The following is a 25452-nucleotide window of genomic DNA, read 5'->3' as shown; positions in this document are numbered from 1 at the left end:
ACCTGCGCCATGCCCGGACAGTCCGACATCCGATATCCGACATCCGACAGAGGAAGGAGGCGGCCGGCATGGCGGAGCGCCGCACCCGTTCCACACCGACCGCGAACACCAAGAAGCACACGTGGCGGCGTATGACGCGGCCACCGGAGGCGCCAACCCCCCAGAGCCCCCAGCCGCACCCGGAGCCCGCGGAGGCCACCCCCCGGCCGGCCGCGGACAGCGTCATCGAGGCGGCGCTGTACCGCGACGGCGTCCGCGTGGCGACGCCCGGCTCCCTCGCCGACACCTTCCGCGAGCTGCGCGAGGCACCGGACGGCATGGCATGGATCGGCCTGGCGCGCCCGACCGAAGCCGAACTCCTCTCCCTTGCCGCCGAGTTCGACCTCCACGAACTGGCCCTGGAAGACGCGATGGAGGCCCACCAGCGCCCGAAACTGGAACGGTACGGAGAGACACTCTTCGTCGTCCTGCGCGCGGCCCGCTACCTCGACGCGCCCGAGGAGGTCGAATTCGGCGAACTGCACGTCTTCGTGGGCCCCGACTTCGTCATCACGGTCCGGCACGGCGCGGCCCCCGACCTGTCGGCGGTCCGCCGCCGCATGGAGGACTCCCCCGACCTCCTCCGGCTCGGCCCCGAGGCGGTGCTGTACGCGATCCTCGACGCGGTGGTCGACGGCTACGCCCCGGTCGTCGCGGGCGTCCAGAACGACATCGACGAGATCGAGACGGAGGTCTTCCGAGGCGACCCGGAGGTCTCCCGCCGCATCTACGAACTCTCCCGCGAAATGGTCGAGTTCCAACGGGCGACGCGCCCCCTGGTCAGCATGTTGCACGCCCTGATGGCGGGCTTCGCGAAGTACGGCACGGACGAGGAACTCCAGCGCTACCTGCGCGACGTCGCCGACCACGTCACCCACACCAGCGAACGAGTCGACGGCTTCCGCCAGGCCCTGGCCGACATCCTCACGGTCAACGCGACCCTGGTCACGCAGCAGCAGAACGCGGAGATGCGGGCCCTGGCCGAAGCGGGTTTCGAACAGAACGAGGAAATCAAGAAAATCTCGGCCTGGGCCGCCATCCTCTTCGCCCCGACGCTGGTCGGCACGATCTACGGGATGAACTTCGAGGAAATGCCGGAACTGCGCTGGGCGTTCGGATACCCCTTCGCCATCACCCTCATGGGCGTTGTATGCGTGGGGTTGTACCTCATCTTCAAGCGCCGCGGATGGCTCTGAACAATCGGCTGCCGACCGCCCGCGGGCGAGGCGGACGAGGCGGGCCCGAGGGGAAACGTATATGCCGAAATAGTGAGCTGGGCCGCCGCGCACTCCCCAACCCTCCGACCTCGGACGAGGCCACTGCCGGGCCCGGGCCCGACCGCTGCTGAGTACACTGTAGAGTGCGTGGCTGAACTGCGCACGGAGGTGAGACTATATGGGAACGAAGCGATATCGGCAGATGTGCGCCGTCGCGGCGGCGCTGGACATTGTCGGGGAGCGCTGGACCCTGCTCATCATTCGTGACCTGATCAACGGACCGAAGCGATACAACCAACTCCTCAGTGAGAGTCTGGTCGGTATCGGACCGAATCTCCTCGCCGCGCGACTGCAAATGCTGACCGATGAGGGATTGATCGAGCGGGAGCCGGTCCCCGGCGACGGCCGTGGAGTCGAGTACCGGCTGACGGAGAGCGGTGAGGCCCTCAGGCCGGTCATTCTCGGGCTGGCCTCATGGGGCCTGTCGCACATCACCTCTTATGAGCCCACCGATCTGGTGCGTGCCGAGTGGGGCATGGTGGCGGTGGAGGCGATGGTCGCGGCCGGGCCGGCACCAGAGGCCGATGAAGCATATGAGTTCCGCATCGGGGACCACGTTTTCTGCGTGGTGTGCGAGAACGGGACCGCCACCGTCGTCGAAGGGCCCGCACCGCGGAAGGCGGCGCTGGTCGTGAGCTCCGACCCCGAAACCTTCATACGGATCGGGACCGAACAGGTCAGCCCGCTCGACGCGGTGCTGTCCGGACGGATGTCGATCAGCGGCGACTCGACGGCGCTGTCGCGCTGCCTCAAGCTCCTGGGCCTCAGCCTCGATTCGGGCGGCGACAAGCCAGGCGACAAGCCACCGGCCGGCGAAGGCCTTGTCGAAGCGGTGTCCTAAGGCCTGTCCGTGATCACCGTCCCGGCAGTGTCGGCGCCTCCGCGGGACCCAACTGCTCGGCAAGGTCCAGCAGGTTCGCCTCGGACCCGTGCGTTCCGACGAGCTGCACTCCGTACGGCAGGCCTCCCGCCCCGACGCAGGGAACAGTGAGGGCCGGCTGTCCGCTCGCGTTGAACATCGCGGTGTACTGCATCATGCCGAAGGTGCGGTGCATCGCGGTGTCGGGATCCCCGAACCACCCGAGCCGCGGCGCCTGAACGGGCACCGTGGGGCTCAACAGGATGTCGAACCGGTCCCACCACGCCGTGAGATCCGTGACGAGTCGGCGCAGCCACTCCACCGTATCCCTGACGGCTTCGGGCGTCGCCATGGCTGCCATGGCCAGCATCCGGGCGGTGCCGGGCTCCATATCGGCTTCGGTCAGCGGTCGGCCGAGGTCTTCCGAAGCGTCCGCCACTTCCTTCGCCAGCCAGCCCGCGAGCATGGGAGTGGTCCTCATCGCGAACTGATCGAACTGCTCAAGGACTTGGGGATGGGCCGGGAGCACATGATGGCCCTGGTCACTGAGCCTGTCCGCCATCCGTTGCACCACCTCGACGGAACCGCCACCGACGTCGATCGCGGAACTCACAGCCGCAGCGAGTACGCCGACCCGGAGTCGCCGACCCGGACCATCCGTACCGGGACGGCCGGCGTCGGACGCCTGGCCCCGGCCCAGCACCGGGAGCATCCGGCGCAGGTCGTCGACCCTGCTCGCGACGAACCCGTGCTGATTCCAGTCCTCGAACGTCGGCGTCGTCGCGGGCCCCATGAGACCGGGCTTCAACGCGAAGACTCCACAATGAGCCGCCGGAATACGGAGAGACCCGCCCAAGTCCGTCCCGTGCGCGATCCGCACCGCCCTCGCGGCCACGGCGCACGCCGAGCCGCCGGACGACCCTCCGGCGCCGTGATCGCGATCCCACGGATTGCGCACCGGACCGTAGGCAAGCGGCTCGGTGGTCACCGCGAGACCGAACTCGGCGGACTTGGTCCGCCCGACGATGTCGAACCCGAGTTCCCGCAGACGCCGCCCCAGAGGGTCGTCGCGGCCCGAGACGGCGCCGTGCTCGCGCAGGACGCGGTTCCCGCGCCACAACGGCGCGTGGGCCAGCTTGAGATCGAGATCCTTGACCAGCAGCGGCTCGCCCGTGAAGGGCGCATCCGGCCGGGACGGAGCGGGCGGCAGTGTCGTCGCCAGGAATCCCAGGTCCGCATCAAGACGGGTGACGTGTTCGCGGACATCCACAGCTGAAACAGCCCGCGCCCGCTCGGAATCCGATGTGCCCGCGCCCGGTTCGGTCGACTGGTCAGTCACTCCCAGCACCTCCCATGTCTTGCAGGCGACACCGCCAGCATGCCACTATATCTAACATATAGTGACCTACCAAGCCTCATGCTCGCGGAGGAACGATCCGCCTATGCAGAAGGACACCGACCTCACGATGCGAGAGACCACGGATGGCATCAACTGGGCGGAGGTGCGGGCGAATTTCAATCTCCACCCGGACTGGGCCGACTTCACCTCGTTCATGTTGTCCTCGCATCCGAAACCGGTGCGCGAAGCGATCGCGGAGCTGGCCTGTCGAATCGACGCGCGACCGGAGTGGGCCGAACTCGCCGCGCTGGCACCCGGCGAAGCGAACATGATCTTCCAGGTAAAATCCGCGATCGCCTCTTATGTGGGGGCACGGCCGGACGAGTTCGCACTCGTGCAGAGCACGACGGCCGGATTGGGTCTGCTGTACGCCGGACTGCAACTCCACCCGGGCGACGAGATCCTGCTCTCCGAGCACGACCACTACTCCCATCACGAAGCGGCCCGGCGCAAGGCCGAGAAATGCGGTGCCGTCACGCGATTCGTGTCGCTGTACGAGGACGGCGCGGCGGTGACGGAGGACGAACTGATCGATCGCGTGCTCGGCGCACTCACCGCTCGTACCCGCGTCGTCGGATTGACCTGGGTGTACTCGGGCAGCGGGGTGCGGATGCCCGTACGCAAGGCGGCAGACGCGATCCGCTCCTGGTACGGGGCGCGTCCGAGTCCGCTGATCGTGGTCGACGGCGTCCACGGCTGCGGGGTCCTCGACGAGCCGGTCGACAGGTTGGGCGCGGACTTCTTCGTGTCAGGAATCCACAAGTGGATGCACGGCCCCCGCGGCACGGGATTCATCTGGGGCAGGACCGCGAGCTGGCGCTATGTCGATCCCACGATTCCCACCTTCGAACTCGACGCAGACGTGTTCGAAGCCTGGGCCGGCCGAAAACCCCTGCCGCCCACACGCGCCTCATTCGTCTCACCCGGTGGCTTTGTCGCCTACGAGTACCTGTACGCCGTTCCCGCGGCGGTCGACTTCCTGACAAGCATCGGGAAGACCAAGATCTGCCGACGCGTGCTCCGCCTGAACACACGGCTCCGCGAAGGGCTCGCCGCCCTTCACGGGGTTCGCCTGATCACCCCGCTGCCGGAGCACATGAGTGCGGGCATCGTGTGCTTCGAGGTCAACGGGCTCGACCCCCGTGAAGTCGTGACCGGTCTTGCGACACAGCACATCCGCTCGGCCACGACGCCGTACCCGCGGTCGTACGCCCGGGTCGCCGCCACCATCGCGAACTCCGAAACCGACGTCGAAAACGCGATCGACGCAGTCGCCGGCCTGTGCCGATGACGTCTGTCGACTCCAGCGCGCGGTGCCACCTGCCGGGGCACGGACCGCCACGATCGAGGGATCTCGGCCATGACTGACCAGACGGAATTCGACAAAGTACTGGCCGAAGCGGCCCGGCACGCGGGCTCCTCGCCGCTGGCCGGCTCGGGCCTGGCCGGTGTGGGGGACCCCTATTTCCCCGTCGACGGTTCCGACTTGTTCACCATCACCCACCACGCGCTTGAGGTCGATTTCGACATCACCAGTGGCGTGCTCCAGGGACTGGCACGCCTGGAGATCGCCGTCGCCGCGGACGTACCGGCAATCGCGCTCGACTTCGGACTGCCGGCCCTCGAAGTGGTCGTCGACGGCTCCACGCTGGCCCCCAAGGCGGTCCCCGGGAAGCTCGTCATCGCACCCGACACCGGTCTCGGCGCCGGAAAGCACCACATCGAGATCACGTACGCGGGAATGCCCGGAGAGGTGGAGATCCGAGGCGAACGTTCCTGGCTGAACACACCTCTGGGTGCCCTCGCCGCGAGGGAACCACATGCGGCCGCGTTCTGGTTTCCCACCAACGACCACCCGTCACGCAAGGGGACCTACGACCTCGTCATCACCGTGCCGCGCGGATTCGTCGCCATTGCCCCGGGCCGACTCGTCGAACACGCGCGTACCTCGCGTGCGAACCGCTTCCGCTGGGTGACAACAGAACCCGTGGCCTCCTACCTCTACTCGCTGCTCATCGACAGGATGCGGATCGAGATCGACACCCTCGACGACCGCGGCTCGCAATGGGTCTCCGCCTACGGCGACGGGGTCAACGACAACGCACCGCTGGCCCGGGCCTCCGTCGAAACCACGCCGACAGTCCGTGCCTGGCTCGAAACCCTCCTGGGCCCCTACCCGTTCGACGCCATCGGCGGAGTGGTGACACGGATGGCAGGACCGCACGCACTGGAGACCCAGACCCATCCGATCTACGGCGACCGCTTCTTTCACCACAGCCTCGACTCGTACGTCGTGGCACACGAGATGGCTCATCACTGGTTCGGCAACTCGGTCAGCCTCTCGGCCTGGAACGACATCTGGATCAGCGAAGGCATCTCCACCTACCTGTCCTGGATGTGGTCGGAGAAGAACGACGAGGGCACCACGGACGAGCTGTTCAGCTGCTTCTACCACCTTCGGGCCGCGGACACGGACTACTGGCGGATCCCGCCCGGCGACCCCTCACCCGCCCACCTCCTGTCGACCCAGGTCTACGAACGCGGAGCGATGGCGACCCATGTTCTTCGCCGGTCGATCGGCGACGACGCGTTCATGAGGTGCCTGCGCACGTGGTGCACCGCCCACCGCCACCACCACGGATCACTGCCGCAGTTCCTCGCCACGGCCGCGTCGGCCGGCGGGACCGACACCGCCGAGATCATGCAGCCCTGGCTGTTCGCGCGCCGATGCCCGGACCCGCCACCGGGAATGGCCACCCGCACCGACCTCGAACCGCCCTCGCTTCGGTTCATCCGCCGCACCGGAGACCCTCAATCACAGAAGTGAGAGGAGCCCGTCATGTCGGCCACCGAGCTGAGTTTCGCGGACTTCACGAGCCATTACTGGCAGTACGCCGCCGCGGATCACCTCGACGAGGTCCGCGCCCGTGACTTCTCACCACTGGATCGACTCGGCCAGGTGTACCTGGACTACACCGGCAGCGCGCTTCCCGGTCGATACCAGCTGGACAGGTACCGCGACTCCGTCTGCGACGGCATCTGGGGCAATCCGCACTCGGTGAGCCTGCCCTCGCGGCGCTCGACGGAAGCCATCACAGCGGCGCGGCGGGCCGTGCTCGACTTCCTGAACGCCTCACCCGATGAATACACCGTGGTGTTCTGCGCGAACGCCTCGGCCGCGATCCGATTGGTCGCCGAATCGTTCCCCTTCGCCGCACCGTCCCGTCTCGGTCTTCTCCAGGACAACCACAACTCTGTCCTGGGCATTCGTGAGTACGCCGAGCGGATGGGCGCCGAGGTGACGACCGTACCGCTCGGCGCGGACCTGAGAGCCGACGTCGACGGGACGACCCGGGTACTCGCCGGTGGGACCGACGGCCCCTCGCTCTTCGCCTACCCGGCCCAGAGCAACTTCTCCGGGGTGCGCCATTCGCTCGACTGGATCGACGTGGCCCACGCCCACGGCTGGAAGGTGCTGCTCGACGCGGCCGCCCTCGTGCTGTCGCAGGACCTCGACCTGGCCAGGCACAAGCCCGACTTCGTACCGATCTCGTTCTACAAGATCTTCGGCTGGCCGACCGGTATCGGCTGCCTCGTCGCGCGGCAGGAGGCGCTGGCCGATCTGCGGCGCCCCTGGTTCTCGGGCGGCACCGTGATCGCGTCCAGCGCGATGGGGGGCTGGCACGCGCTCGCGCCGGGAGCGGAGGGGTTCGAGGACGGCACGCCGAACTTCCTCGGGGCGGTCGGTGTCAGCATCGGACTGGACTATGTCACGCACGTCGTCAAACGGGACCTGGCGCGGGCACGCATGGCGAGTCTGCTGCAGTACACGCTGCATCGCATCACGGAACTGAAGCACGACAACGGCATGCCGATGTGCGCGGTCTACGGCCCCGGCGATGTGATCGACAGGGGCCCCACCATCGCGTTCAACGTCATGGACAGGAACGGCCGCATGGTCGATGAACGCCTTGTCGAGAGCCGATCCGTCGGCATGAACATAGCGTTGCGGACCGGCTGCTTCTGCAACCCCGGCGTCGGAGAGGCCGCGTTCCACCTCGATACGGACGACCTGTTACGCGCCGGCCGGCTCGGCAACGGCCCCTACACGGTCGACCACTACCGGCACGAGGTCGGGATTCAGACCGGCGGTGCGCTACGGATCTCGCTCGGACCGGTCTCCAATTTCCAGGACCTTTCCCGTTTTGACTCATTCCTGTTGAGCTGGCGGAACTTCGTCCAGACCACCGAGAGTCTCACCGGCCTGCCGCCGCGTGAGCGCTGTTGAAACCGAAGGCGGGGTCACCTTGCAGAGAGCCGTGGTGATCGGCGGCAGCATCGCCGGCCTGCTGACAGGACAGGCGCTCTCGGCCGCATTCGATGAGGTCGTCATCATCGACCGTGACGACGTGGATACGACAAGCACCGGTGTCCGGCGCGGTGTCCCGCAGGCGAGGCACCCTCATACGCTCCTGCGCCGCGGCGAGCAGATCCTCAACACCCTGTTCCCCGGCATCACGGACGACCTGATCCGGCACGGCGCTGTCGTCATGCCCATGGGCCGGGTGTGGTGGTGGCAGCACAGGGGCTACCGTGCGGCGGTTCCCGACGCGGCCCCCATCGTCTCGTGCTCACGTCCGCTGTTGGAGTTCCTGGTACGCGAGCGCGTCGGGGGCAACGGAGTCGTCGAACTCCGCACCGGTGAAGCGGTCGGTCTGGCCGGCGGCGACGGCGCTGTCGGCGGGGTCCGCGTGCGCGACCCGTCCGGCGGGACAACGGTGCTCGACGCCGCTCTCGTCGTGGACTGCTCCGGACGACGGTCGCGGGCCGACCACTGGCTGACCGAGCTCGGACACCCCTGCCCCGACGTACAGCTGGTCCAATCCGATGTGCGCTACACGACCCGTGTCTTCCACCGGTCGGCGAGTGTGCGCAGCGATGGCGCCGCCGGATACTTCGTCATCAGCCACCCGCGGGCCAGAAAACGGTTCGGCACGGCGATGCCGATCGAGGGCGACAGGTGGATCATCACCCTCGCCGGGCTGCACGGCGAGGGAGCACCGGCCGACCTGGCCGGATACCTCAGCTGGGCCCGGACCCTCCCCACCGCCAAAATAGCGTCCATCGTCGAGGACGAACGGCCCATCGGCGCGGCGGTGCGCCACCGGCTGCCCGGAAGCGAGTGGCGGCTGTACCACCGGCTCGCGGCCCACCCACGCGGCTTCGTGTGTGTCGGCGATTCCGTATGCAGCCTCAACGCCCTGTACGGGCAGGGCATGACCTCCGCGGCGGTCCAGGTCGTCGCGCTGCAGCAAGCCCTGGCGCGGTGCGATGTCATGGCCCCGGAGTTCGCCCGCACGTTCTACCGTCTGTCCGCACGTGCGGTGTCGCCGGCCTGGGCGACGGCTGCCGGAGCCGATTTCGTCTACCCCGAGACCCGCGGCCATCGGCCCTGGCCGACGAAGATGATCAATCGGTACGTCACCCGATGTGTGGTGGCAGGCCAGCATGACCCGGCTGTCGCGACGAGGCTGTGGGACGTGGCCAACATGGTGGCGTCCCCCGCATCGCTGCTGAGCCCACCGGCTCTCGCGAGAATGGTGCGCAACTCCAGGCGAAGGCCCCTGAGGAACAGCGCGCCGAGCATGCCCCGATGAGCTCTACAACAGAAGGTCGGGCGAGTACATGTCGAGCCAGTGATACACGTCGAGTATCCGGTCCAGTCCGGCTCGCACGTCCCCGGGCATCTTGTCCGGCGGGATCTCGGTGGCCGCCTGTGCCCACCGCCGATCGACGATCGCGAAGACGGGGTGGTCGGGTCGCGCGAGGATCTCGGACAGCTGGCCGGCGAGGCTTGCCGCGTACTGGGGGTCCTGGCTCGTCGGGTAGGGGCTCTTCACACGGTCGCGGACGGCCCGGGGCACCACGGCGCTGGTGGCCTCGCGCAGAAGGCTCTTCTCGCGGCCGTCGAAGGTCTTGAACGACCACGGTGTGTTGTAGACGTACTCGACCAGACGATGGTCGCAGTACGGAACGCGCACTTCCAGCCCGACGGCCATGGAGGCACGGTCCTTGCGGTCGAGCAGCATGGGAAGGAACCTGGTGAGGTGCTGGTGGCTGATGCGCCGCATCCGCCGTTCGTGGTCGTCGTCTCCGGGGAGCTGTTCCACCTCCTTGCGGGAGACGGCGTACTGGTCGGCGATGAAATCCTCCAGCTCCAGCTTCGCCCTCAGGTCGCGGTTCAGCAGGGCGAACCGGTCGGCGGTGAAGGCGCTGCGGAAGGCCAGCCAGGGGAAGTTGTCCGCGTTGACGGACTGCGGGTGATGGAACCAGATGTACCCCCCGAAGATTTCGTCCGCGGACTCTCCGGAGAGGGCAACGGTGGACTGTTCGCGAATCGCGCGGAAGAGCAGATACAGCGAGTTGTCCATGTCGCCGAGCCCGGCGGGGATATCGCGGGCGCCGACGACGGCACGGCGCACGCCCGGCCTCGAAAGGGTGTTTTGATCGAGAGCGACGCGGTGGTGGTTGGTCCTGACGAATTCGACGACCTCCCGGACGAACGGGGCGTCCGGCGTATCGCGGATTTCATCGGGTACGAACGTCGCCTCCTGGTCCTCGAAGTCGACGGAGAAGGTCCGCAGGCCCTTGCGTTTCGCCGCGTCGGTCGCGGTGGCGAGTCCGGTGAGGGCACTTGAGTCCAGACCACCGGAGAGCAGCAGGCACAGGGGGACGTCGGAGACGAGCTGTCGTTCGACGATGTCGTCGAGCAGTTCACGCACGCGCTCGACCGTGGTCGGCAGGTCGTCGGTATGTTGCCGGGTCCGCAGACTCCAGTAGGTGCACGGAGTGATGCCCTTGCGCTCGACCGTGAGCGTCGTGCCCGGCCGTACCTGGTCCATGTCGCGCCACAGCGACCAGCCGGGCTGGCCGGTCATCGCGAACAGTTCGCGCAGACCGTCCGCGGTGACCGTGCGGTCGGCCAGTGGGTGGGCGAGGATCGCCTTCGGCTCGGACCCGAAGACGATCCCGGAGGGTATGCGGTAGAAGTACAGGGGCTTGATACCGAAGCGGTCCCGCGCGAGGAACAACCGCTCTCGCCGTCCGTCCCAGATCGCGAAGGCGAACATTCCGTTGAGTCGCTCGACGACCGACTCTCCCCACTCCAGATAGCCCTGGAGCAGGACTTCGGTATCGCTTCTCGTCTCGAATCCGCGACCGAGCGCCTTGAGTTCGGCCCGCAGCTCGGTGTAGTTGTAGATCTCACCGCTGTAGACGAGCGCGATGTCACGGCCGGCCTCGGTCGCCACCATCGGCTGCCGGCCACCGGCCGGATCGATCACGGCCAGGCGCCGGTGCCCGAGAGCGACGTTCGCGCGGATGAATGTTCCGGTCGCATCCGGGCCGCGGCGCGACACGGCCGACGTCATGGCCTCGATGACCTCGGCCGGCCGGGCACCGAACCCTGCGTCGAACGAGACCCAGCCGGTGATTCCGCACATCGATGATCTCCCTAGGCCGGCTCGCGCTCGGTCCTGGAGCGGACGCCGGCGGCGTACCCCTGGCTGACGAGTCCCGCGGCCATGGATTTGTAGAATTCCGGGTCCTCGGGCACCACGGCACCCAGCCCGTCGACGTAGCGGTTGAACATGGCGAAGGCAGCGGCGATGAGGACCGCGTCGTGCACGTCGCGCTCCGTGGCTCCGGCCTCGCGTGCCTTGGCGACGTCCGCGTCCTGAACGGTCTTGCCGTCGGCGGTCACCTTCGTCGCGATGTCGAGCAGCGCCGTCATCTTCGGGCTGATCGCGGTGGCGGTCGACCGTGACCTGACGCCGTCGACGATGGCCTCGCCGTCGTCCAGCTGGGCTGCCGCGATCGCGAAGTGCCCGTTGGCGCAGAACGGACTGGCGTTGAGGTTGGACACATGCCCCGCGATGAGTTCGCGCTCGCCCCGCGAGAGGGAGGTGTCGTCGCGCAGCAGCGCCTCACAGAATTCGAGGAGTGGTTTGGCGGTTTCGGGGCGGTAGTTGAAGAGCCCGAAGATGCCGGGCATCCGGGCGTCAACGGTGATGTGTGGCATCACGTGCTCCTAGCCTGGTAGGCAGCAGGGGGGGGCGTTACCATTCGACCGGCAGTCGGGTGTATCCGTGGAACCCCAGGACGGGTGTGTGACGCTCACCGGTGAACTCCGGTGAGAGCGAAAGATTCGGGAGCCGTTCCGCGAGGCCCGCGAGGAGTTTCTGCACCTCGGTCCTCGCCAGCGGCGCCCCGATGCAGAAGTGCGCGCCGTGCCCGAAGGACAGATGCCGATTCGGCGTGCGGTCGACGCGCACCTCGTCGGGAGAGTCGAACGCGTCCTCGTCACGGTTGCCGGAACCGAACAGGATGAACAGTCTGCAGCCGGCCGGCAGGGACACGCCCCCGAGGGTGGTGTCCCGGGTCGTCGTCCGCCACAGACCTTGCAGGGGGGCGTCGTAGCGCAGCATCTCTTCGACGACGGCCGGGATGGCCGACGGGTCGGCACACAGGTGTGCCCAACGGGCGGGCTCCGACAGGAGGACGGCCATGCCGTTGCCCACGGTGTCGATGGTCGTCTTGTGCCCCGCCATGACCAGCCCGCACAGGGCGCTGACGATCTCGTTCATCGTCAGGGGCTCGGCGTCGGGGAGCTGTTCGTGGACCATGACGCTGATGACGTCGGATGTGGGCCGGGCCCGACGCTTCTCGATCTCGTCGGCGACGAAGTGCTGGAACGCCACCAGATTGCGTGCTTGCCGCAAGCGTTCGTCCAGCTCGGCTGGGGCGAACAGGAACGAGACGAGGTCCCTGCTCCACCGGGACGCCTCTTCGATGTGGTCTGCCGAGATGCCCATGAAGCGCAGGATGACCTCGACGGTGACGGGCCGGGCCAGATCCGCGATCAGATCGCACTTCCCCATCGGAACGACGCGGTCCAGGTGTCGGTCGACGACGCTGTCGACGACCGAGCTGAATTCGTCGGTCCGGGTCTGGGCCATGGCCTGGACGTACGGATAGCGGAAGCGCGCGTGCGCCTCGCCGTCGGTGCTGATCGCGATCGGCACCATCGGGTAGCCCGTCGCGAGGACTTCGGCGACCTCGGGACGCGGATCGTCGAAGGGGCGCGTCAGGCCCCGCGACGAGAACGTCTCCGGGTCGCCGCACACTGCCTTGATGTCGTTGTACCGGCTGACCACCCACGCGTTGAGTTCGGGTGAGAACTTGACCGGCTCCTTGTCACGAAGGTGGCGGTACAGCGGGTACGGGTCGGCGAAGAGCGCGCTCATCTCACCGAACCTCTGCCTGGTCGACTCGGCGATGTCGGTCATCTGCGCACTCCGAAAGTTACCTGCCCATAGGTAGCTACATGTTTGAGTACCGAAACCGTAGTACCACCGCCTTCCCGAGTCAATGGACTTCACCCCTCCCCCGCGACGTTCAGCAACCTCGAAGAACCCGGTGACCGGCAGGCCTGCGCAGCGATCAACTGCACGTCAGCGCACATTTCGCAAGCGGTCAGCTATTGACTACATAAAAAAAGAGTGATCTAGTGAGTGGTACGTAGTTGCTCAGGCTCCAGAAGTGACGAACAGTCCTGAGCAGCCAGTGGTGCAGCCCTCCGATGGCGGCGTTGCCCGCCCGACGACTTCGCGGAAGGAACCGCCATGACCGACCTCGCCGCTCCTCACAGTCTCGACACCACGGCTCTGCTCGACGAGTACCGCTCCACCGTGGTGCCCGCGGCCGCCGAATTCGTCAGGGGCCGCATGTCGGCACGGGATCTCCGCGCGATCTGGCTGCCCTACTTCCGAGGCTCCTTCCTCGCTTACGAGAGGGCCGTACAGGAAGCCTGGCGTGCTGCCTACGGCCCCGACCGCGGCATCGAACCCGGCCCGCCGATGGCCGACCCGAAGTACGCGGAGCAGCTCCGCTACTTCCCGGTGACCATCGCGCACAACAACCTTGAGCGGCTCATCGACGTACTCGACGTCGAGCTTGCGGACCGGACCGCGAGCTCGACGAAACTGCCCGAGCGGATCATCGACTTCGCGTACATCATCGATGCCCTGGAGGCGTTGATGCAGTCGCTGTCGAAGAAGTCCTGATCCCGGCTCGGCCCACGACACAACACAACAGGTTCGACCAGACCGCGAAAACTTCAACCGGAGGATCTGATGAGCCTCATGAACGAGCTGCGCGAGAGCGCGGCTGTCAAGGGCGCCGAAGGTTCGGCGCTGCACAATGCCGAAGTAGTCAAGGGTCACGAACTCGCGTGGGGCGGCGACCTCTACACCATCCGTCCCTACACCCTGGGTCCGGCCGCGCTCGAAGCCTTCACCGTGCGCGAGCGCATCCACGTCTCGATCGACGGGCTGGGCGAGGACCTGGTCGACCTGCACGGCATCGGCGTCTACCGCCGGCACGAGCCGCGGATCGGCGCCGAGGGCGAGACCGAGCTCACGTGGCGCACGGCCACCATCGGTGCCCAGTTCCTCTCGCTGCAGGTCGTCGGCGAGAGCGACGTGTTCGGGCAGATCAGGGTGACCAACAGCCCGACCAAGAGTGAAGGCGCCACGGTGTCGCCGAACCTCGTCCCCGGCCCGGTGGACCCTGAGATCACCCCGATGAAGAACTGCGTGACCGCGCTGTTCCCGCGGTTCGACATCGAGAACCTCGGCGCGATCATCGACACGGGTGACGTCCGCGTCGACGTCGAGTCGCGCGTCAACATGGTTCCGCCGATCGGCGACGTGTCCCGGACGTCGAAGTCGTACGCGCTGTACGACGGCGACCGCCGGGTCGGGACGCTGCTGGCGGCGGACCTCGAAATCGGTGCCCTGCTGCACCACATCCCGGTGAAGAACGCGACCAACCCGGTCGAGTTCGCCACCATCATCGCCTGAGGCAGGAGCAACCGGCGGTGAATGATCGTGGACGGGCCCGCGTCAATCTGGGCGCGGGCCCGCTCACAGCGTATGCGTTCGGTGTCTCCTCCTCGATAGGTCATCGCGCGATGCGGTACACCTTCGCCCGCGCCGCGCTCGACCACCGGTTCCTGACCGCGGTGCGGATCGACGCCCCGCAGACCCTGAGCCGTACCGAGGTGGCGATCTGGGAAGACCTGACGCGGCCAGGCGGCTGTCGGATCCGTACCTTCATTCCGACGATGCGCGCCCCCAAAGAGATCGACCGGCCGCAGATGTTCGACTGCCTCCCCCTGACTGACATCAGCTATCTGGACCTCATGCGCGCGATCTGCCCCAGTCTGCTCCCCACGTCCTGTGTCGAGGTGGCATCGAACGAGTCCTCGTGGGCGACGTCGCTCGGTGCTTCGGTCCAGGTGAGGTACCGAACGGCCGACGTGGCGGTCACCGAGTTCCTCGTCGACGATCAGGTGACACCGGTGGCTCGGCTGGTGCACCGCAACGACGTGCTCGAACGTTCCTGGCGCGTCATGGAGTTCGGAAGCGAAGCCGATCACGGCATGCCCGTGCGGCTGCAGGTCGGTCGAGCAGGCGTCAAGAAACCCACGGTCTTCGAACGGGTCACCCCGGTGACCGCGTTGGCGCGGCATCCCGGCGTCGAGGACGCCGTTCCCCTCTTGGACGAGGCACATCGACAACTCTTCGGCACGGGATCGGTATGAAGCGCGCAGTGAATCAGGGCCGGGACGCCGCACGTGCCACGGCTCGACTCGTGGCCGTGGCGACAGCGACGGCCCGCGTGGCCGGTGCCGCGCTCCTGCACCCGGGACGGGCCGGGGACGCGGCCGCCTCGTCCCTCGTTCGCGCCGTCGAATCGCTCGGCGGCGCCTACATCAAGGTGGGCCAGTTGCTGGCCACCCGATCGGACCTCATCGGTCCACGACTCGCCCACCGGCTGTCGCGACTGCAGGACGACGTCGCCGCGATGAGTACCGCCGATGCGCTCGCGGTGCTCGACCGTACGTGCCCGCCGTTGCCGGCGAGTGCGTACGCGGCGGTGGCGAAGGGCCCCGTGGCCAGCGGATCGATCGCCTGCGTCTACCGGTGGGAGCCCGAACCCGGCGCCCCCGTGGCGTTGAAGATACGGCGGCCCGACGCGGCCGCGACGGTCCCTGTCGACACGGCCATGCTGCGCTGGTTCGCGCGGCTGTGTGCGAAGACACCGTGGATGCGTTCCAGCCCGGTCGTCGCGATCGTCGACGATCTGTGCACCGCCGTGCTCAACCAGCTCGACCTGGACCGTGAACGCGTCATGCTGACCCGGCTTCGGGAGGTCCTGAAGGACGAGGCACGCATCGTCATTCCGGCACCGGCCGACGAATACTCCAACCCGGAACTGCTCGCCATGGAGTTCATCGCCGGCCTGGACCGCCGGATGTTCGCGACCGCCACACCGGCCCTGCGCGACGAGGGCATCACCACTCTGGTCCGCGCCATGTACGAACTCGTCTTCGTGCATGGCTTCGTCCATATCGACCTGCACCAGGGAAACGCATACCTGCTCCCCGACGGGCGGCTCGTGCTGCTCGACGTCGGGTTCGCGCACGTGCTCAGCGAATTCTCCCGTGAGCGTTTCACCCGGTTCTTCGGCGGCATGGTGACCGGTCGCGGGCAGGAGTGCGCGGAGATCCTGCTCACGACGACGAAAGGGGTCGACCGCAGCGATCAGAACCCGGTTCGGTTCCGGGCGGAGGTCGTCCGGCTCGTGGAGGAGTCCGCCGAACTCGATGTCGCGGACTTCTCCGTTCCCCGGTTCGCCGCGCGGCTGTTCCAGATCCAGCAGAGCAACGGCTACTACGCCGAGCCCGAGATGATGTTCCCGTTGCTGTGCCTGATGGCCCTTGAGGGAACCGTCAATGAGCTGGCGCCACACATGGACTTCCAGATAGAGGCCGCTCCCTACATCATGTCCAGCCTTATCGATCGGTAGCCGGGGAATACCTATGCGGGACAAGTTCAGCGACGCCGCCGACCAGGTGCTCAGCTTGGCCGAAGGGCAGGCACAACGCTTCAATCATCCCTACGTCGGCCCCGAGCATCTGCTCCTCGGACTGGCCGATCACGCGCAAGGGGCGGCCGCGCGTGTTCTCCGGGACAACGGCGCTTCCGTGGAGACGCTCCATGAGAGGGTCCATTCCATCCTCGGGGAGTCCGAGCCCCGCCCGGCGGCGGAGCTGCCCACGACCCCGCAGGCCACCGAGGTGCTCCGCGCCGCGGCCCGTCAGGCCGAGCGCCGTGGCGACACCACGGTCGAGCCCGCACACATCTTGCTCGCCCTCCTCGCTCAGACGTCGAACAATCTCAGCGTCGACATTCTGCTCAGTCTCGGACTCGACCCGGCGGAGCTGCGTTCCGAACTCCTGAAGGCCATGGCGACGGACGCGGCGACCGAACTCCAGCCCGCCGCGGTCGAACCGGCCCCGTTCAAGCCCGCGGGATCGCAGCTCCTGGATCAGTTCGGTGTCAATCTCACCCGACAGGCCGCCGAAGGCAGACTCGACCCCGTCATCGGCCGTGACGCGGAGATTCGACGGCTGACCCAAGTGCTTTCGCGGCGCATGAAGAACAACCCCGTGCTTCTCGGGGACGCCGGCGTGGGGAAGACAGCCATCGTAGAAGGGCTGGCCCGCAACATCGTCGACCGTGCGGTCCCCCCGTCGCTCGCCAACAAACAGCTCTACTCGATCGACCTGGCATCGATGGTCGCCGGTTCACGCTACCGGGGCGACTTCGAGGAACGCCTCAAGGACGTCCTCAAGGAAGTCCTGGGCCGCGGCGACATCATCGTGTTCATCGATGAGGTGCACATGCTGGTCGGTGCGGGTGCCGCGGAGGGGTCCATCGATGCCGCGAACATCCTCAAACCCATGCTCAGCCGCGGCGAGATGAAGCTCATCGGCGCGACCACGCACAACGAGTACCGCAAGTCGCTGGAGAAGGACTCGGCTCTCGACCGGCGTTTCCAGCGGATCAGCGTGGAGGAACCCACTCCGGACCACGCCGTCGCCATCCTGAACGGGCTGAAGCCGCTGTTCGAGGCGCACCATCGAGTGACGGTCGCCGACGCGGCCATCAAGGCGGCCGTCGACTTGTCCTGCCGCTATCTGCCCACACGGTTCCTGCCCGACAAAGCGATCGACCTGATCGATGAGGCCGCGGCGGAAGTCGCGCTGCGGCTCGACTCGACGTCGACCGATGTGGGGGCCGACGACGTGGCAGCGGTCGTGTCGCAACAGACCGGCGTGCCGGTGTCGACGATGTCCCGATACGAGTCGCAGAAGCTCGGACAGATGGCGGACCGGCTGCACCGCCGTGTCGTCGGCATGGACGAGGCGATCCAGGCCGTCAGCAAAGCGATCAAACGTACCCGCACGGGCATCCGGGACCCGCGCAGGCCGACCGGTTCGTTCATCTTCGCCGGCCCGACAGGTGTGGGTAAGACGGAGCTGGCCAAGGCGTTGGCCGAGTTCCTCTTCGACGACCAGGACAAGCTGGTCCGGTTCGACATGTCCGAGTTCGGCGAGAGTCACACGGCTTCCCGGCTCGTCGGTGCGCCACCCGGGTACGTGGGCCACGACGAGGGCGGACAGCTGACCGAGCGCGTCCGCCGCAAGCCGTTCTCGGTCGTGCTGTTCGACGAGGTGGAGAAGGCCCACGTCGATGTGTTCAACACGCTCCTGCAGGTGCTCGACGAAGGGCACCTGACGGACTCCACCGGCCGGCGGGTGGACTTCACGAACACCGTCATCATCCTGACCACCAACCTCGGTTCGCGCGATCTCGCCGGAGGTCGTCTCGGCTTCACCGGCAGCGACGGCGCCGGCGACAGCGACCGTCGGTACGAGTATCTGAAGCAGGTGGTGACCGCCGAACTCAAACAGCACTTCAGGCCCGAGTTCCTCAACCGCCTCGACGACATCATCGTCTTCCCCGAGCTGTCGCGTGCCGACATCCTGGCCATCGTCGGACTGCTGGTGAACGGCCTCGACGAACGGCTGAGCGCCAGCAACATCTCGATCGAGGTCACCCCGGCCGCCCGCGAGCACGTGGCGGACCACGGGCACACCCCGACCGAAGGGGCGCGGCAACTGCGTCGGGCGATCCAGACACACATCGAGGATCCGCTGACCGAGATGGTCCTCACCGAACGCGTCAAAGCCGGCCAGACAGTCAGGATCGACGCCGACGCGGACTCCGGCAAGCTCACGCTGACCGCCCTGAGTTCAGGCGGGAGCGACCGTGCGGCTTCCACCGTTGACGGCCCGAAAGACCGTAAGGTAAGTTCAGACTGACTTAATAAGTGATACCTACCTGAGAGGAGCACGGGATGGGCCAGCGACTCGCGTACTTCGAGATCACCTCGTCCGAGGACGCCGAGCGTCTCCAGTCGTTCTATGCCGACCTGTTCGGCTGGAACGTCAACCAGTTACCCGACATGGGTGGTTACGCCCTCGTCGACACCCAGTCCGGCGAAGGGTCCGTGAGCGGCGGGATCGGTCCGGCCATGGGCGAGGCCGGCGTCCGCGTGTACTTCCACGCGCCTGATCTCGGTGCCGCGCTGAAGCGGGCCGAGGAGCTGGGAGGGACGAGGGTCATGGAGCCGACCGAGCTGCCCGGGTTCGGCAACGTGGCAGCGTTCGCCGACCCGGACGGAAACACCATCGGCCTGTGGGATCAGCCCTCCGCTTGACCCACCGGCGCCACGACGGCCGAGCGAGACCGATGCGGTCGCCCCGGGACGACGACCTGATCAGGGATCGGACCAACTATGAGCGCAGAGTTCGGTGGTCGCAAGGGATCATCCTCGGCCTCGGCCGTCGGCCCTCGACAGCAGATGTTCTCGCTGCTGATGGGTTGTTACGCCGCACAGTGCATCGCGGTGGCCGCTGATCTGAGGATCGCCGACCACTTGCACGAGGCGCCACAGCGACCGTCCGACCTCGCCCACGACACGCGGTGCGACGCTCGGGCGCTGCACCGGCTTCTGCGGGCCCTGGCCGGCATCGGGGTGTTCCACGAACGCGACGACGGTTCCTTCGAACTGACCGCCGCGGGCGCGTTGTTGCGCTCCGACGTCCCCGGGTCGTTGCAGCCGATCGCCCGGCTGATCGGCTCGGACCTGCAGTGGCCCACGCTCGGCAAACTGAGTCACACGGTCAGAACGGGGGAGCCGGCGTTCGAGCACGTCTTCGGGATGTCGATGTGGGAGTACCTCGCCACGCACCCGGACGCGCACGCCTTGTTCCAAGCGTCGATGAGCGCGTTCTCCACCGCGGAAGTCCGCGCGATCCTCGACCACTACGACTTCTCGGACGCGATCACGGTTGTCGACGTCGCCGGCGGACAGGGAACCCTCCTGGCCGCGATCGTCGACAAGTATCCGCACGTCGAAGGCATCCTCTTCGAGCAGCCGGAAGTGACCCGCGAGGCCCGCGACCAATTCGTCGCGAACGGGTTGGGGCACCGCTGCCGGGCGATAGCGGGGGACATGTTCTCCACGATCCCGTCCGGAGCCGACTGCTACATCATGAAGTCGGTCCTCCACGACTGGGACGACGAACGCGCGACGCAGCTGCTCCGTACCTGCCGGGACGCGATGGTCGACCGCGCGACGCTACTGATCATCACTCGTGTGGTCCGGCCCGCGAACGAGCCCGACCTGAGCAAGTTCCAGGACCTGAACATGCTCATCAACCTCAACGGCGCGGAGCGTACGGCCGACGAATTCCGCGAACTCCTCGGGAATGCCGATCTTCACCTCGACGAGATCATCGCGACGCCGAGTCCGCTGAGCATTCTTGTCTGCACGTCAGCTGCCTCCGGCCGGCCGTCCTGACGGAGGCCCCGACTTCTCCTCGATTGCTGCAATGCGATCGGGGAAACCCGGAAGAAGACGCTCGCCACCGCAGCCCGCTAATCTCGTCAGGGTGTTCGACTGATGAGGGGGATGCTCATGGTGATGAGGAAAACCGGTCTCGTCCGAGGGGATTTCGAACACCCGGCGGCATTCTGGCTCGGAGTGCTGGCTTGCACCGCGGGCGTCGTGCTGCATCTGCCGATGTACTTCTCGGCGCACCACATGCACTACGTCATGTCCGGGATGAAACCGGATGCCGCCATGATCACCGGGATGGCGCTCATCGCCGTCGGACTGGTCGCGGTCGTCTACGGTGTGCTGCCGCCACGCGGGGCCCAGATCAAGGACGCGGCGCGGTCCATCCGCGTCACCGCCATCGATGACGCCCCGATACGGGGTCAGCACATCGCACTCCTCATCGTCCTCGCCTTCGCCATCACGATCGACGTCATGAAGCCTGCGACGCTGGCGTTCGTCGCACCCGGATTCGCCCAGGAGTACGGGCTCAAATCCCCGGCGAATCCGCACGGAACCATTCCCGTCTCGTGGCTGCCGCTCGCAGGCATCACCGGAACCGTCCTCGGTTCGTTGACCTGGGGCGTGCTGGGCGACCGCATCGGCCGGCGCTCCTCGATCCTGCTGGCCGGAATACTGTTCATCACCACCTCGATCTGCGGCGCGATGCCCGGCTTCAAGTGGAATCTGCTGATGTGCTTCATGATGGGGATCGGCGTCGGCGGCATGATCCCGATCGCCTTCGCGCTGATGGCCGAGACGATCCCGGCGCGCCACCGCGGCTGGCTGATGGTGCTGATCGGCGGTGACATCGCCGGCGCCTACCTCGTCACGAGCTGGCTCTCCGGCTGGCTGACCCCGACCTACAGCTGGCGCATCCTCTGGCTCATCGGCCTGCCGACGGGACTGCTGTTCATCGTGCTGAACTACTGGATCCCCGAATCGCCCCGCTACCTCATCGCCCGCGGCCGGAACGAGGAGGCAAAGGCGATCATGACCAGGTACGGCGCGGAGGTGCGGGAGGCCCCGAGCGATCCCGCGGCAGCGGAGACGCCCGCCCTGCGCGGCTATCACCAGCTCTTCCGGCGCCCGTTCGCCGGTTCCACCCTCGCCATCCTGGTCCTCGCCGCCGGCGCCGGCCTCATCACGTTCGGCTTTCAGCTCTGGGTGCCGACCAACCTGCAGCACCTCGGATACTCGTCGGTGAAATCGGACTACGTCGTACGCAACGCGGCGCTGCTCGGACTCCCCTTCACCGTGCTCGTGGCGGTGGCCTACGGCTGGTGGGGAAGCCGCAAGACGATCGTCACGCTCTCGGTGGTGTCAGCGCTGGCGCTGGGCGGCTTCGTGGTGGCGGGCGACTCGCTGGCCGACCACCAGCTCGCGCTCTCGCTGCTGCTCATCGTGCCGCTCTCCGCGGTCAGTTCGGTGACGGCGGTCGTCTCGGCGTACGCCGCCGAGGTCTACCCCACCATGCTGCGCTCGCGCGGCTCGGGCCTCGCGGCCGGCATGACCAAGCTCGGCGGAGTCCTGATCATCGCGGTCGTCGTCGCCAGCACAACCATTCCCTCGATCGCCGCGACCGCGCTGATCGGAGCCGTGCCGCTGCTCCTGGCGGCCGCGCTGTTCCTGTGGTTCGGGCCCGAGACCAAGCACCGGAGCGTCGAGGACATCACCGGCGAGCTGCTGGCCACCAAGCCCGCCTCGCCGGCGGACCGCTGAGCCGGAGCTCAGTCGACCGGCTCCGACAGCCACTCGCCTTTGAGTATCACTGTCCGGCCATGGAACTCGTGAAATCCGTTCCACACCTGAACGCGGCGAGGGAGCAGTCGGATGTAGAGGTAGCCCGGCATCTGCCGTGGGTCGTGGGAGACAGCGGCGAAGCGGTCGGCGACGTCCGTGGCGACCGCTGGGACCGGCACGAGGCCATCGAGAACGGTATCGACCATCACCACATCGGACGTGGTGCCCACCGCCACGCGGGCCCGCCCGGTCTCCCGGAGGTTCCGGACGGTTCTGCTGCTCTCACCGGTCGCGGTGACGATGGCGTCGTTGTCGCCGACGAACGCGACCGGAATCAGATGCGGTCCGGAGCGCCCGCCTGTCGACAGCCACATCTGGCATTCCTGCCGAAGCCTGAGGCGGGCGGCAGCCAGGCGTTCGTCGTGCGTACGAGGCGTGGGCATCTCAGGCGGAAGGCTTCGCGCAGGCCTCGGCGAAATGGGACAGGGTTACGCGCCACCCTTCCCCGTAACTGCAGTCCGAGGGCAGCAGGGAGGGGTCGACGTCCTCCCAGCCGGTGTGTTCGATGGACACACGCGTCGAGCGGTCGGTCACCTTCTCGAAAATCAGTTCAACATAGGTGGCGGAGCCGGGGATCACATCCCACCGAAGCACGAAACCATGTGGCGGGTTCCAACGGGTGATCACACCCCAATCGCACTCGCCGTCCGGCCTGACCTCGTACATACGGCCGCCGACATGCTTCTCGACGACGACTTCCTTGATCTGGTCTCGCCCCAGCGAGTAGGACTGCAGTGGCCACCAGTCCGCGACCCGGCCGACGAACGTCGAGAATGCCGACTCCTGACCGCAATTCACCACGACACTCGCCCGCACGACATGCTGGTCGGTGACGACACTCGGGTGCCCGGCGTTTACTGAGCTCATCGACCTAGCCCTCGGTGGTGTTCGGCAACGGTGCGCGTCCTGGCACGGCGACGCCAGGATACCGTCCGTGCTCTAGACCGGCATGTCTTTCCCGTGACTGGCCGATTCGTCGCCCTGGCCGCTGTCGCTGGGTGCGTCACTCTCGGCTTCCTCCGCGATTTCCTTGGCAAGCGCGAGACTGTTGGACCAGAGGTCGTTGAAGTATTGGTGCAGTATCGCGATTCCGTCGGCCCGCGTGCGGTAGAGCCGGTTCCTTCCGGCGCGACGCTCCTCGACTAGTCCCGCCTCCTTGAGCACTCGAAGGTGTTGCGAGACGGCCTGGCGGGTGACGGTGAAGTGCCCCGCGATCTCGCCGGCGGACAGTTCCTTCGTGGCCACCAGTTCGAGCATGGTGCGGCGGTTCTCGTCCGAGAACGCACGCAGGACCGCGACGGTCGATGCTTCATCCGGCTGTTTCGAGAGCCTCATCATGGTCGGGCGCCGCCGTCTTCTGCTGTCGGATGACCAGTACGGCAATAAGCGCTCCGATGATACTGAGCACACCAATGCCGACCAATGCGGGACTAACCCCTTCAGCCATACTAGCAGCAGTGCCGTAGTCCCCGAATGCGGCGAACCACGCGGTTACCATCGCGACGCCGAATACCGCGCCGACATACGCGAACGTCTCACTGGACCCGGATGCCATCCCGGCTTGCTTGGGAGTCGCCGACCGCATCACCGCGGACGAGACCGAGGGGAATGCAATCGCGGTGCCCACACCGGCACAGAGGAGCGGAAGCCACAGGCTGCCGTACCCCACCGCCGAATCGGACATTTCCATGCCAATCCAAAGAAATGCCACTCCGGGCAACAGCAGGCCGACGGTGACCAGGTATCGCTCGCCAATCTTGTCCGCCAACTGCCCGACGAACGGGGAAATCACCAGAGTCAGCGCGGTCCACGGCAGCAGGCGTACACCGACTTCAATGGGATCGTGCCTGAGCCCGAGCTGAATGTATTGGGTAAGGAGAAATGCCGGACCGAACATTCCCGCATTGAGGATGAAGTTGGATACGCATCCCGCGGACACGTTCAGGTTCCGGAACAGGCTCATATTGATCATGGGCTCCGCCACCCGGCGTTCCCACAGGACGAAACACACGAGCAGGAGCGGTCCGACGACGAGCCCTCCGAGGATCGTGACATCGGTCCACTCCCGCTCCGGACCGCGAATCAGCGCCTGCACGATGAGCAGGACCGCGGAGGTGGCCAGGAGAAGGCCGACCGGGTCGATCTTCCTCGAACCGCCGAAGGACTCGGGCACGTGCATGCGGGCGAATACGATGACGCCGATCCCGATGGGCACGTTGAGCCAGAAGATCCAGTGCCAGCTGAAGCCCTGGATGATCGCGCCGCCGACGACCGGTCCGGACGCGACGGCGATGCCGATGACGCCACCCCAGATCCCGATGGCCTTCCCGCGCTCCTCGGGCGGGGTCACCGAGGTGATGAGCGCGAGGGTCAGCGGGAGCACGACCCCGCCGCCGATGCCCTGCACGACGCGCGCGCCGATGAGGAACCCCATCGACGGGCTGAGGGCACACAGGATGGAGCCGACCGTGAACACCGTGAGGCCGATCGAGAAGACCCGCAGGCGCCCGAAGCGGTCGGCCAAGGTCGTACCCGTGAGGATCAGTGACGCGAAGGCCAGCGTGTACGCGTTGACCGCCCAGCTCAGGTTGCCCGCGTCCCCTCCGAGGTCCTCGTGCAGTGTCGGCAGGGCGGTGGCCACGACCAGGTTGTCCAGGCTCACCATGAAGTTGGTGAGCGCGGCAAGCGCGATCGTCCAGGCCACCTGCTGTTTGGGGAAGGTATCTCGTGCCGGCTGCATCAACCCTGGCTCCTGTCTTGCACCTCAGCAGAGCGGTCAAGGACAGCTCCCTAACGAATTGTTACGTTAGTGAGGACTTACACGTTCGTCAAGCCCGGCTCGCGTGCCGCTCCGCAGGAGGCTGGAGAGGTACCGGTCGAGCCCCGGCACCGAGAGCAGCGAGGGCACCATTCCCGCCGTGGGCTCCTGGAGCACCACGTCGGCGCTGATCCGGTCGGCCGGCCGGACGTCGAACTCTTCGCTCACACCGACAAGCACTTCCGCCAACGAGGCCTCGGATCCCCTTTCGACCGCGATCGCCCGCATCAAGCATTTGCCGGGCGGCAGACCGCCGAAGAAGAAGCCCTCCTCGGGATCCACGAACCGCGCAGCGATGGGCGGCATGAGCGGCCTCGTACTCGAAAACACACTCACGTGGGTGCGCGTCCCGCTATTTCGCGGAGTACCGATCAGCCGGCCC

23 protein-coding genes are annotated in these 25452 nt (G+C 66.9%); 14 read left to right on the top strand and 9 right to left on the bottom strand.

Annotated elements, in window-relative coordinates; translation table 11 throughout:
* Window positions 1-68: 68 nt before the first annotated feature.
* Together AB0H82_RS05365 and AB0H82_RS05360 are read left to right on the top strand one after the other, a co-directional pair.
* Window positions 69-1235, top strand: a complete 1167-nt coding sequence (locus AB0H82_RS05365; protein WP_362989026.1) for a magnesium and cobalt transport protein CorA — start codon at window positions 69-71, stop codon at window positions 1233-1235.
* A 199-nt stretch (window positions 1236-1434) separates the two neighbouring features.
* Window positions 1435-2157: a winged helix-turn-helix transcriptional regulator gene (locus tag AB0H82_RS05360; protein WP_362989024.1), complete on the top strand. Its 723-nt coding sequence runs from the start codon at window positions 1435-1437 to the stop codon at window positions 2155-2157.
* A 13-nt stretch (window positions 2158-2170) separates the two neighbouring features.
* On the opposite strand, the gene AB0H82_RS05355 is transcribed toward AB0H82_RS05360, so the two are convergent.
* Window positions 2171-3514 carry an amidase gene (locus AB0H82_RS05355; protein ID WP_362989022.1) on the bottom strand — a complete coding sequence of 448 codons (1344 nt, stop codon included), beginning with the start codon at window positions 3512-3514 and terminating at the stop codon, window positions 2171-2173.
* A 103-nt stretch (window positions 3515-3617) separates the two neighbouring features.
* On the opposite strand from AB0H82_RS05355, the gene AB0H82_RS05350 reads away from it, so the two are divergent.
* The 4 genes from AB0H82_RS05350 (at window position 3618) to AB0H82_RS05335 (ending at window position 9231) form a co-directional block, all read left to right on the top strand.
* Window positions 3618-4865 (top strand): aminotransferase class V-fold PLP-dependent enzyme, encoded by a 1248-nt coding sequence (locus tag AB0H82_RS05350; protein ID WP_362989020.1) that lies wholly within the window; start codon window positions 3618-3620, stop codon window positions 4863-4865.
* A 69-nt stretch (window positions 4866-4934) separates the two neighbouring features.
* Complete coding sequence (locus tag AB0H82_RS05345; protein WP_362989018.1) at window positions 4935-6401, top strand: M1 family metallopeptidase; 1467 nt, start codon at window positions 4935-4937, stop codon at window positions 6399-6401.
* 12 nt (window positions 6402-6413) lie between these two features.
* Complete coding sequence (locus AB0H82_RS05340; protein ID WP_362989016.1) at window positions 6414-7862, top strand: aminotransferase class V-fold PLP-dependent enzyme; 1449 nt, start codon at window positions 6414-6416, stop codon at window positions 7860-7862.
* Window positions 7849-9231 (top strand): hypothetical protein, encoded by a 1383-nt coding sequence (locus tag AB0H82_RS05335; RefSeq protein ID WP_362989014.1) that lies wholly within the window; start codon window positions 7849-7851, stop codon window positions 9229-9231. The genes AB0H82_RS05340 and AB0H82_RS05335 overlap by 14 nt, the downstream gene beginning before the upstream one ends.
* Window positions 9232-9234: 3 nt before the next feature.
* On the opposite strand, the gene asnB is transcribed toward AB0H82_RS05335, so the two are convergent.
* Genes asnB through AB0H82_RS05320 form a run of 3 tightly spaced genes read right to left on the bottom strand, consistent with a single transcriptional unit; the run spans window position 9235 to window position 12921 of the window.
* The gene (asnB, locus tag AB0H82_RS05330; protein WP_362989012.1) at window positions 9235-11076 is read right to left on the bottom strand and encodes an asparagine synthase (glutamine-hydrolyzing); all 1842 of its coding nucleotides are present in this window, start codon (window positions 11074-11076) and stop codon (window positions 9235-9237) included.
* Between the two features lie 11 nt (window positions 11077-11087).
* On the bottom strand, window positions 11088-11654 hold the full coding sequence (locus AB0H82_RS05325) for a peroxidase-related enzyme (protein WP_362989010.1): 567 nt from the start codon (window positions 11652-11654) through the stop codon (window positions 11088-11090).
* Between the two features lie 37 nt (window positions 11655-11691).
* Window positions 11692-12921 carry a cytochrome P450 gene (locus AB0H82_RS05320; RefSeq protein WP_362989008.1) on the bottom strand — a complete coding sequence of 410 codons (1230 nt, stop codon included), beginning with the start codon at window positions 12919-12921 and terminating at the stop codon, window positions 11692-11694.
* A gap of 336 nt (window positions 12922-13257) precedes the next feature.
* Here AB0H82_RS05320 and AB0H82_RS05315 point away from each other — a divergent pair, with 336 nt between their 5' ends.
* The 8 genes from AB0H82_RS05315 to AB0H82_RS05280 all read left to right on the top strand — a co-directional run bounded on the left by AB0H82_RS05315 (window position 13258) and on the right by AB0H82_RS05280 (window position 22171).
* Window positions 13258-13698 (top strand): hypothetical protein, encoded by a 441-nt coding sequence (locus AB0H82_RS05315; protein ID WP_362989006.1) that lies wholly within the window; start codon window positions 13258-13260, stop codon window positions 13696-13698.
* Window positions 13699-13767: 69 nt separating this feature from the next.
* A complete protein-coding gene (locus AB0H82_RS05310) occupies window positions 13768-14496 on the top strand; it encodes a DUF6073 family protein (protein WP_362989004.1) in 729 nt (242 codons plus the stop codon).
* Window positions 14497-14606: 110 nt separating this feature from the next.
* Entirely contained in the window at window positions 14607-15239 is a 633-nt protein-coding gene (locus AB0H82_RS05305; RefSeq protein WP_362989002.1) for a hypothetical protein, read from the top strand.
* Window positions 15240-15295: 56 nt separating this feature from the next.
* Window positions 15296-16507: an AarF/UbiB family protein gene (locus AB0H82_RS05300; protein ID WP_362989001.1), complete on the top strand. Its 1212-nt coding sequence runs from the start codon at window positions 15296-15298 to the stop codon at window positions 16505-16507.
* A 13-nt stretch (window positions 16508-16520) separates the two neighbouring features.
* On the top strand, window positions 16521-18869 hold the full coding sequence (locus tag AB0H82_RS05295) for an ATP-dependent Clp protease ATP-binding subunit (RefSeq protein ID WP_362988999.1): 2349 nt from the start codon (window positions 16521-16523) through the stop codon (window positions 18867-18869).
* Between the two features lie 35 nt (window positions 18870-18904).
* Window positions 18905-19267, top strand: coding sequence for a VOC family protein (locus AB0H82_RS05290; RefSeq protein WP_362988997.1), 363 nt, complete (start codon window positions 18905-18907; stop codon window positions 19265-19267).
* 78 nt (window positions 19268-19345) lie between these two features.
* Entirely contained in the window at window positions 19346-20413 is a 1068-nt protein-coding gene (locus AB0H82_RS05285) for a methyltransferase (RefSeq protein ID WP_362988995.1), read from the top strand.
* A 183-nt stretch (window positions 20414-20596) separates the two neighbouring features.
* Window positions 20597-22171, top strand: coding sequence for an MFS transporter (locus AB0H82_RS05280; RefSeq protein ID WP_362988993.1), 1575 nt, complete (start codon window positions 20597-20599; stop codon window positions 22169-22171).
* Between the two features lie 8 nt (window positions 22172-22179).
* Here the strand turns inward: AB0H82_RS05280 and AB0H82_RS05275 are convergent, their stop codons facing one another.
* The 5 genes from AB0H82_RS05275 to AB0H82_RS05255 form a co-directional block, all read right to left on the bottom strand.
* Complete coding sequence (locus AB0H82_RS05275; RefSeq protein ID WP_362988991.1) at window positions 22180-22635, bottom strand: pyridoxamine 5'-phosphate oxidase family protein; 456 nt, start codon at window positions 22633-22635, stop codon at window positions 22180-22182.
* 1 nt (window position 22636) lies between these two features.
* Window positions 22637-23119, bottom strand: coding sequence for an SRPBCC domain-containing protein (locus tag AB0H82_RS05270; protein ID WP_362988989.1), 483 nt, complete (start codon window positions 23117-23119; stop codon window positions 22637-22639).
* Between the two features lie 72 nt (window positions 23120-23191).
* On the bottom strand, window positions 23192-23590 hold the full coding sequence (locus AB0H82_RS05265) for a metalloregulator ArsR/SmtB family transcription factor (protein ID WP_362988987.1): 399 nt from the start codon (window positions 23588-23590) through the stop codon (window positions 23192-23194).
* A complete protein-coding gene (locus AB0H82_RS05260; RefSeq protein ID WP_362988985.1) occupies window positions 23562-24992 on the bottom strand; it encodes an MFS transporter in 1431 nt (476 codons plus the stop codon). The genes AB0H82_RS05265 and AB0H82_RS05260 overlap by 29 nt, the downstream gene beginning before the upstream one ends.
* A 66-nt stretch (window positions 24993-25058) precedes the next feature.
* Entirely contained in the window at window positions 25059-25376 is a 318-nt protein-coding gene (locus AB0H82_RS05255; protein ID WP_362989285.1) for a hypothetical protein, read from the bottom strand.
* Window positions 25377-25452: the final 76 nt, after the last annotated feature.

Origin of the sequence: Streptomyces sp. NPDC050732, assembly GCF_040654255.1 — a bacterium.
Lineage (GTDB): Bacteria > Actinomycetota > Actinomycetes > Streptomycetales > Streptomycetaceae > Streptomyces.
The sequence above is the reverse complement of the archived record's forward strand: the minus strand, read 5'-3'. Positions and strand labels throughout refer to the sequence as shown.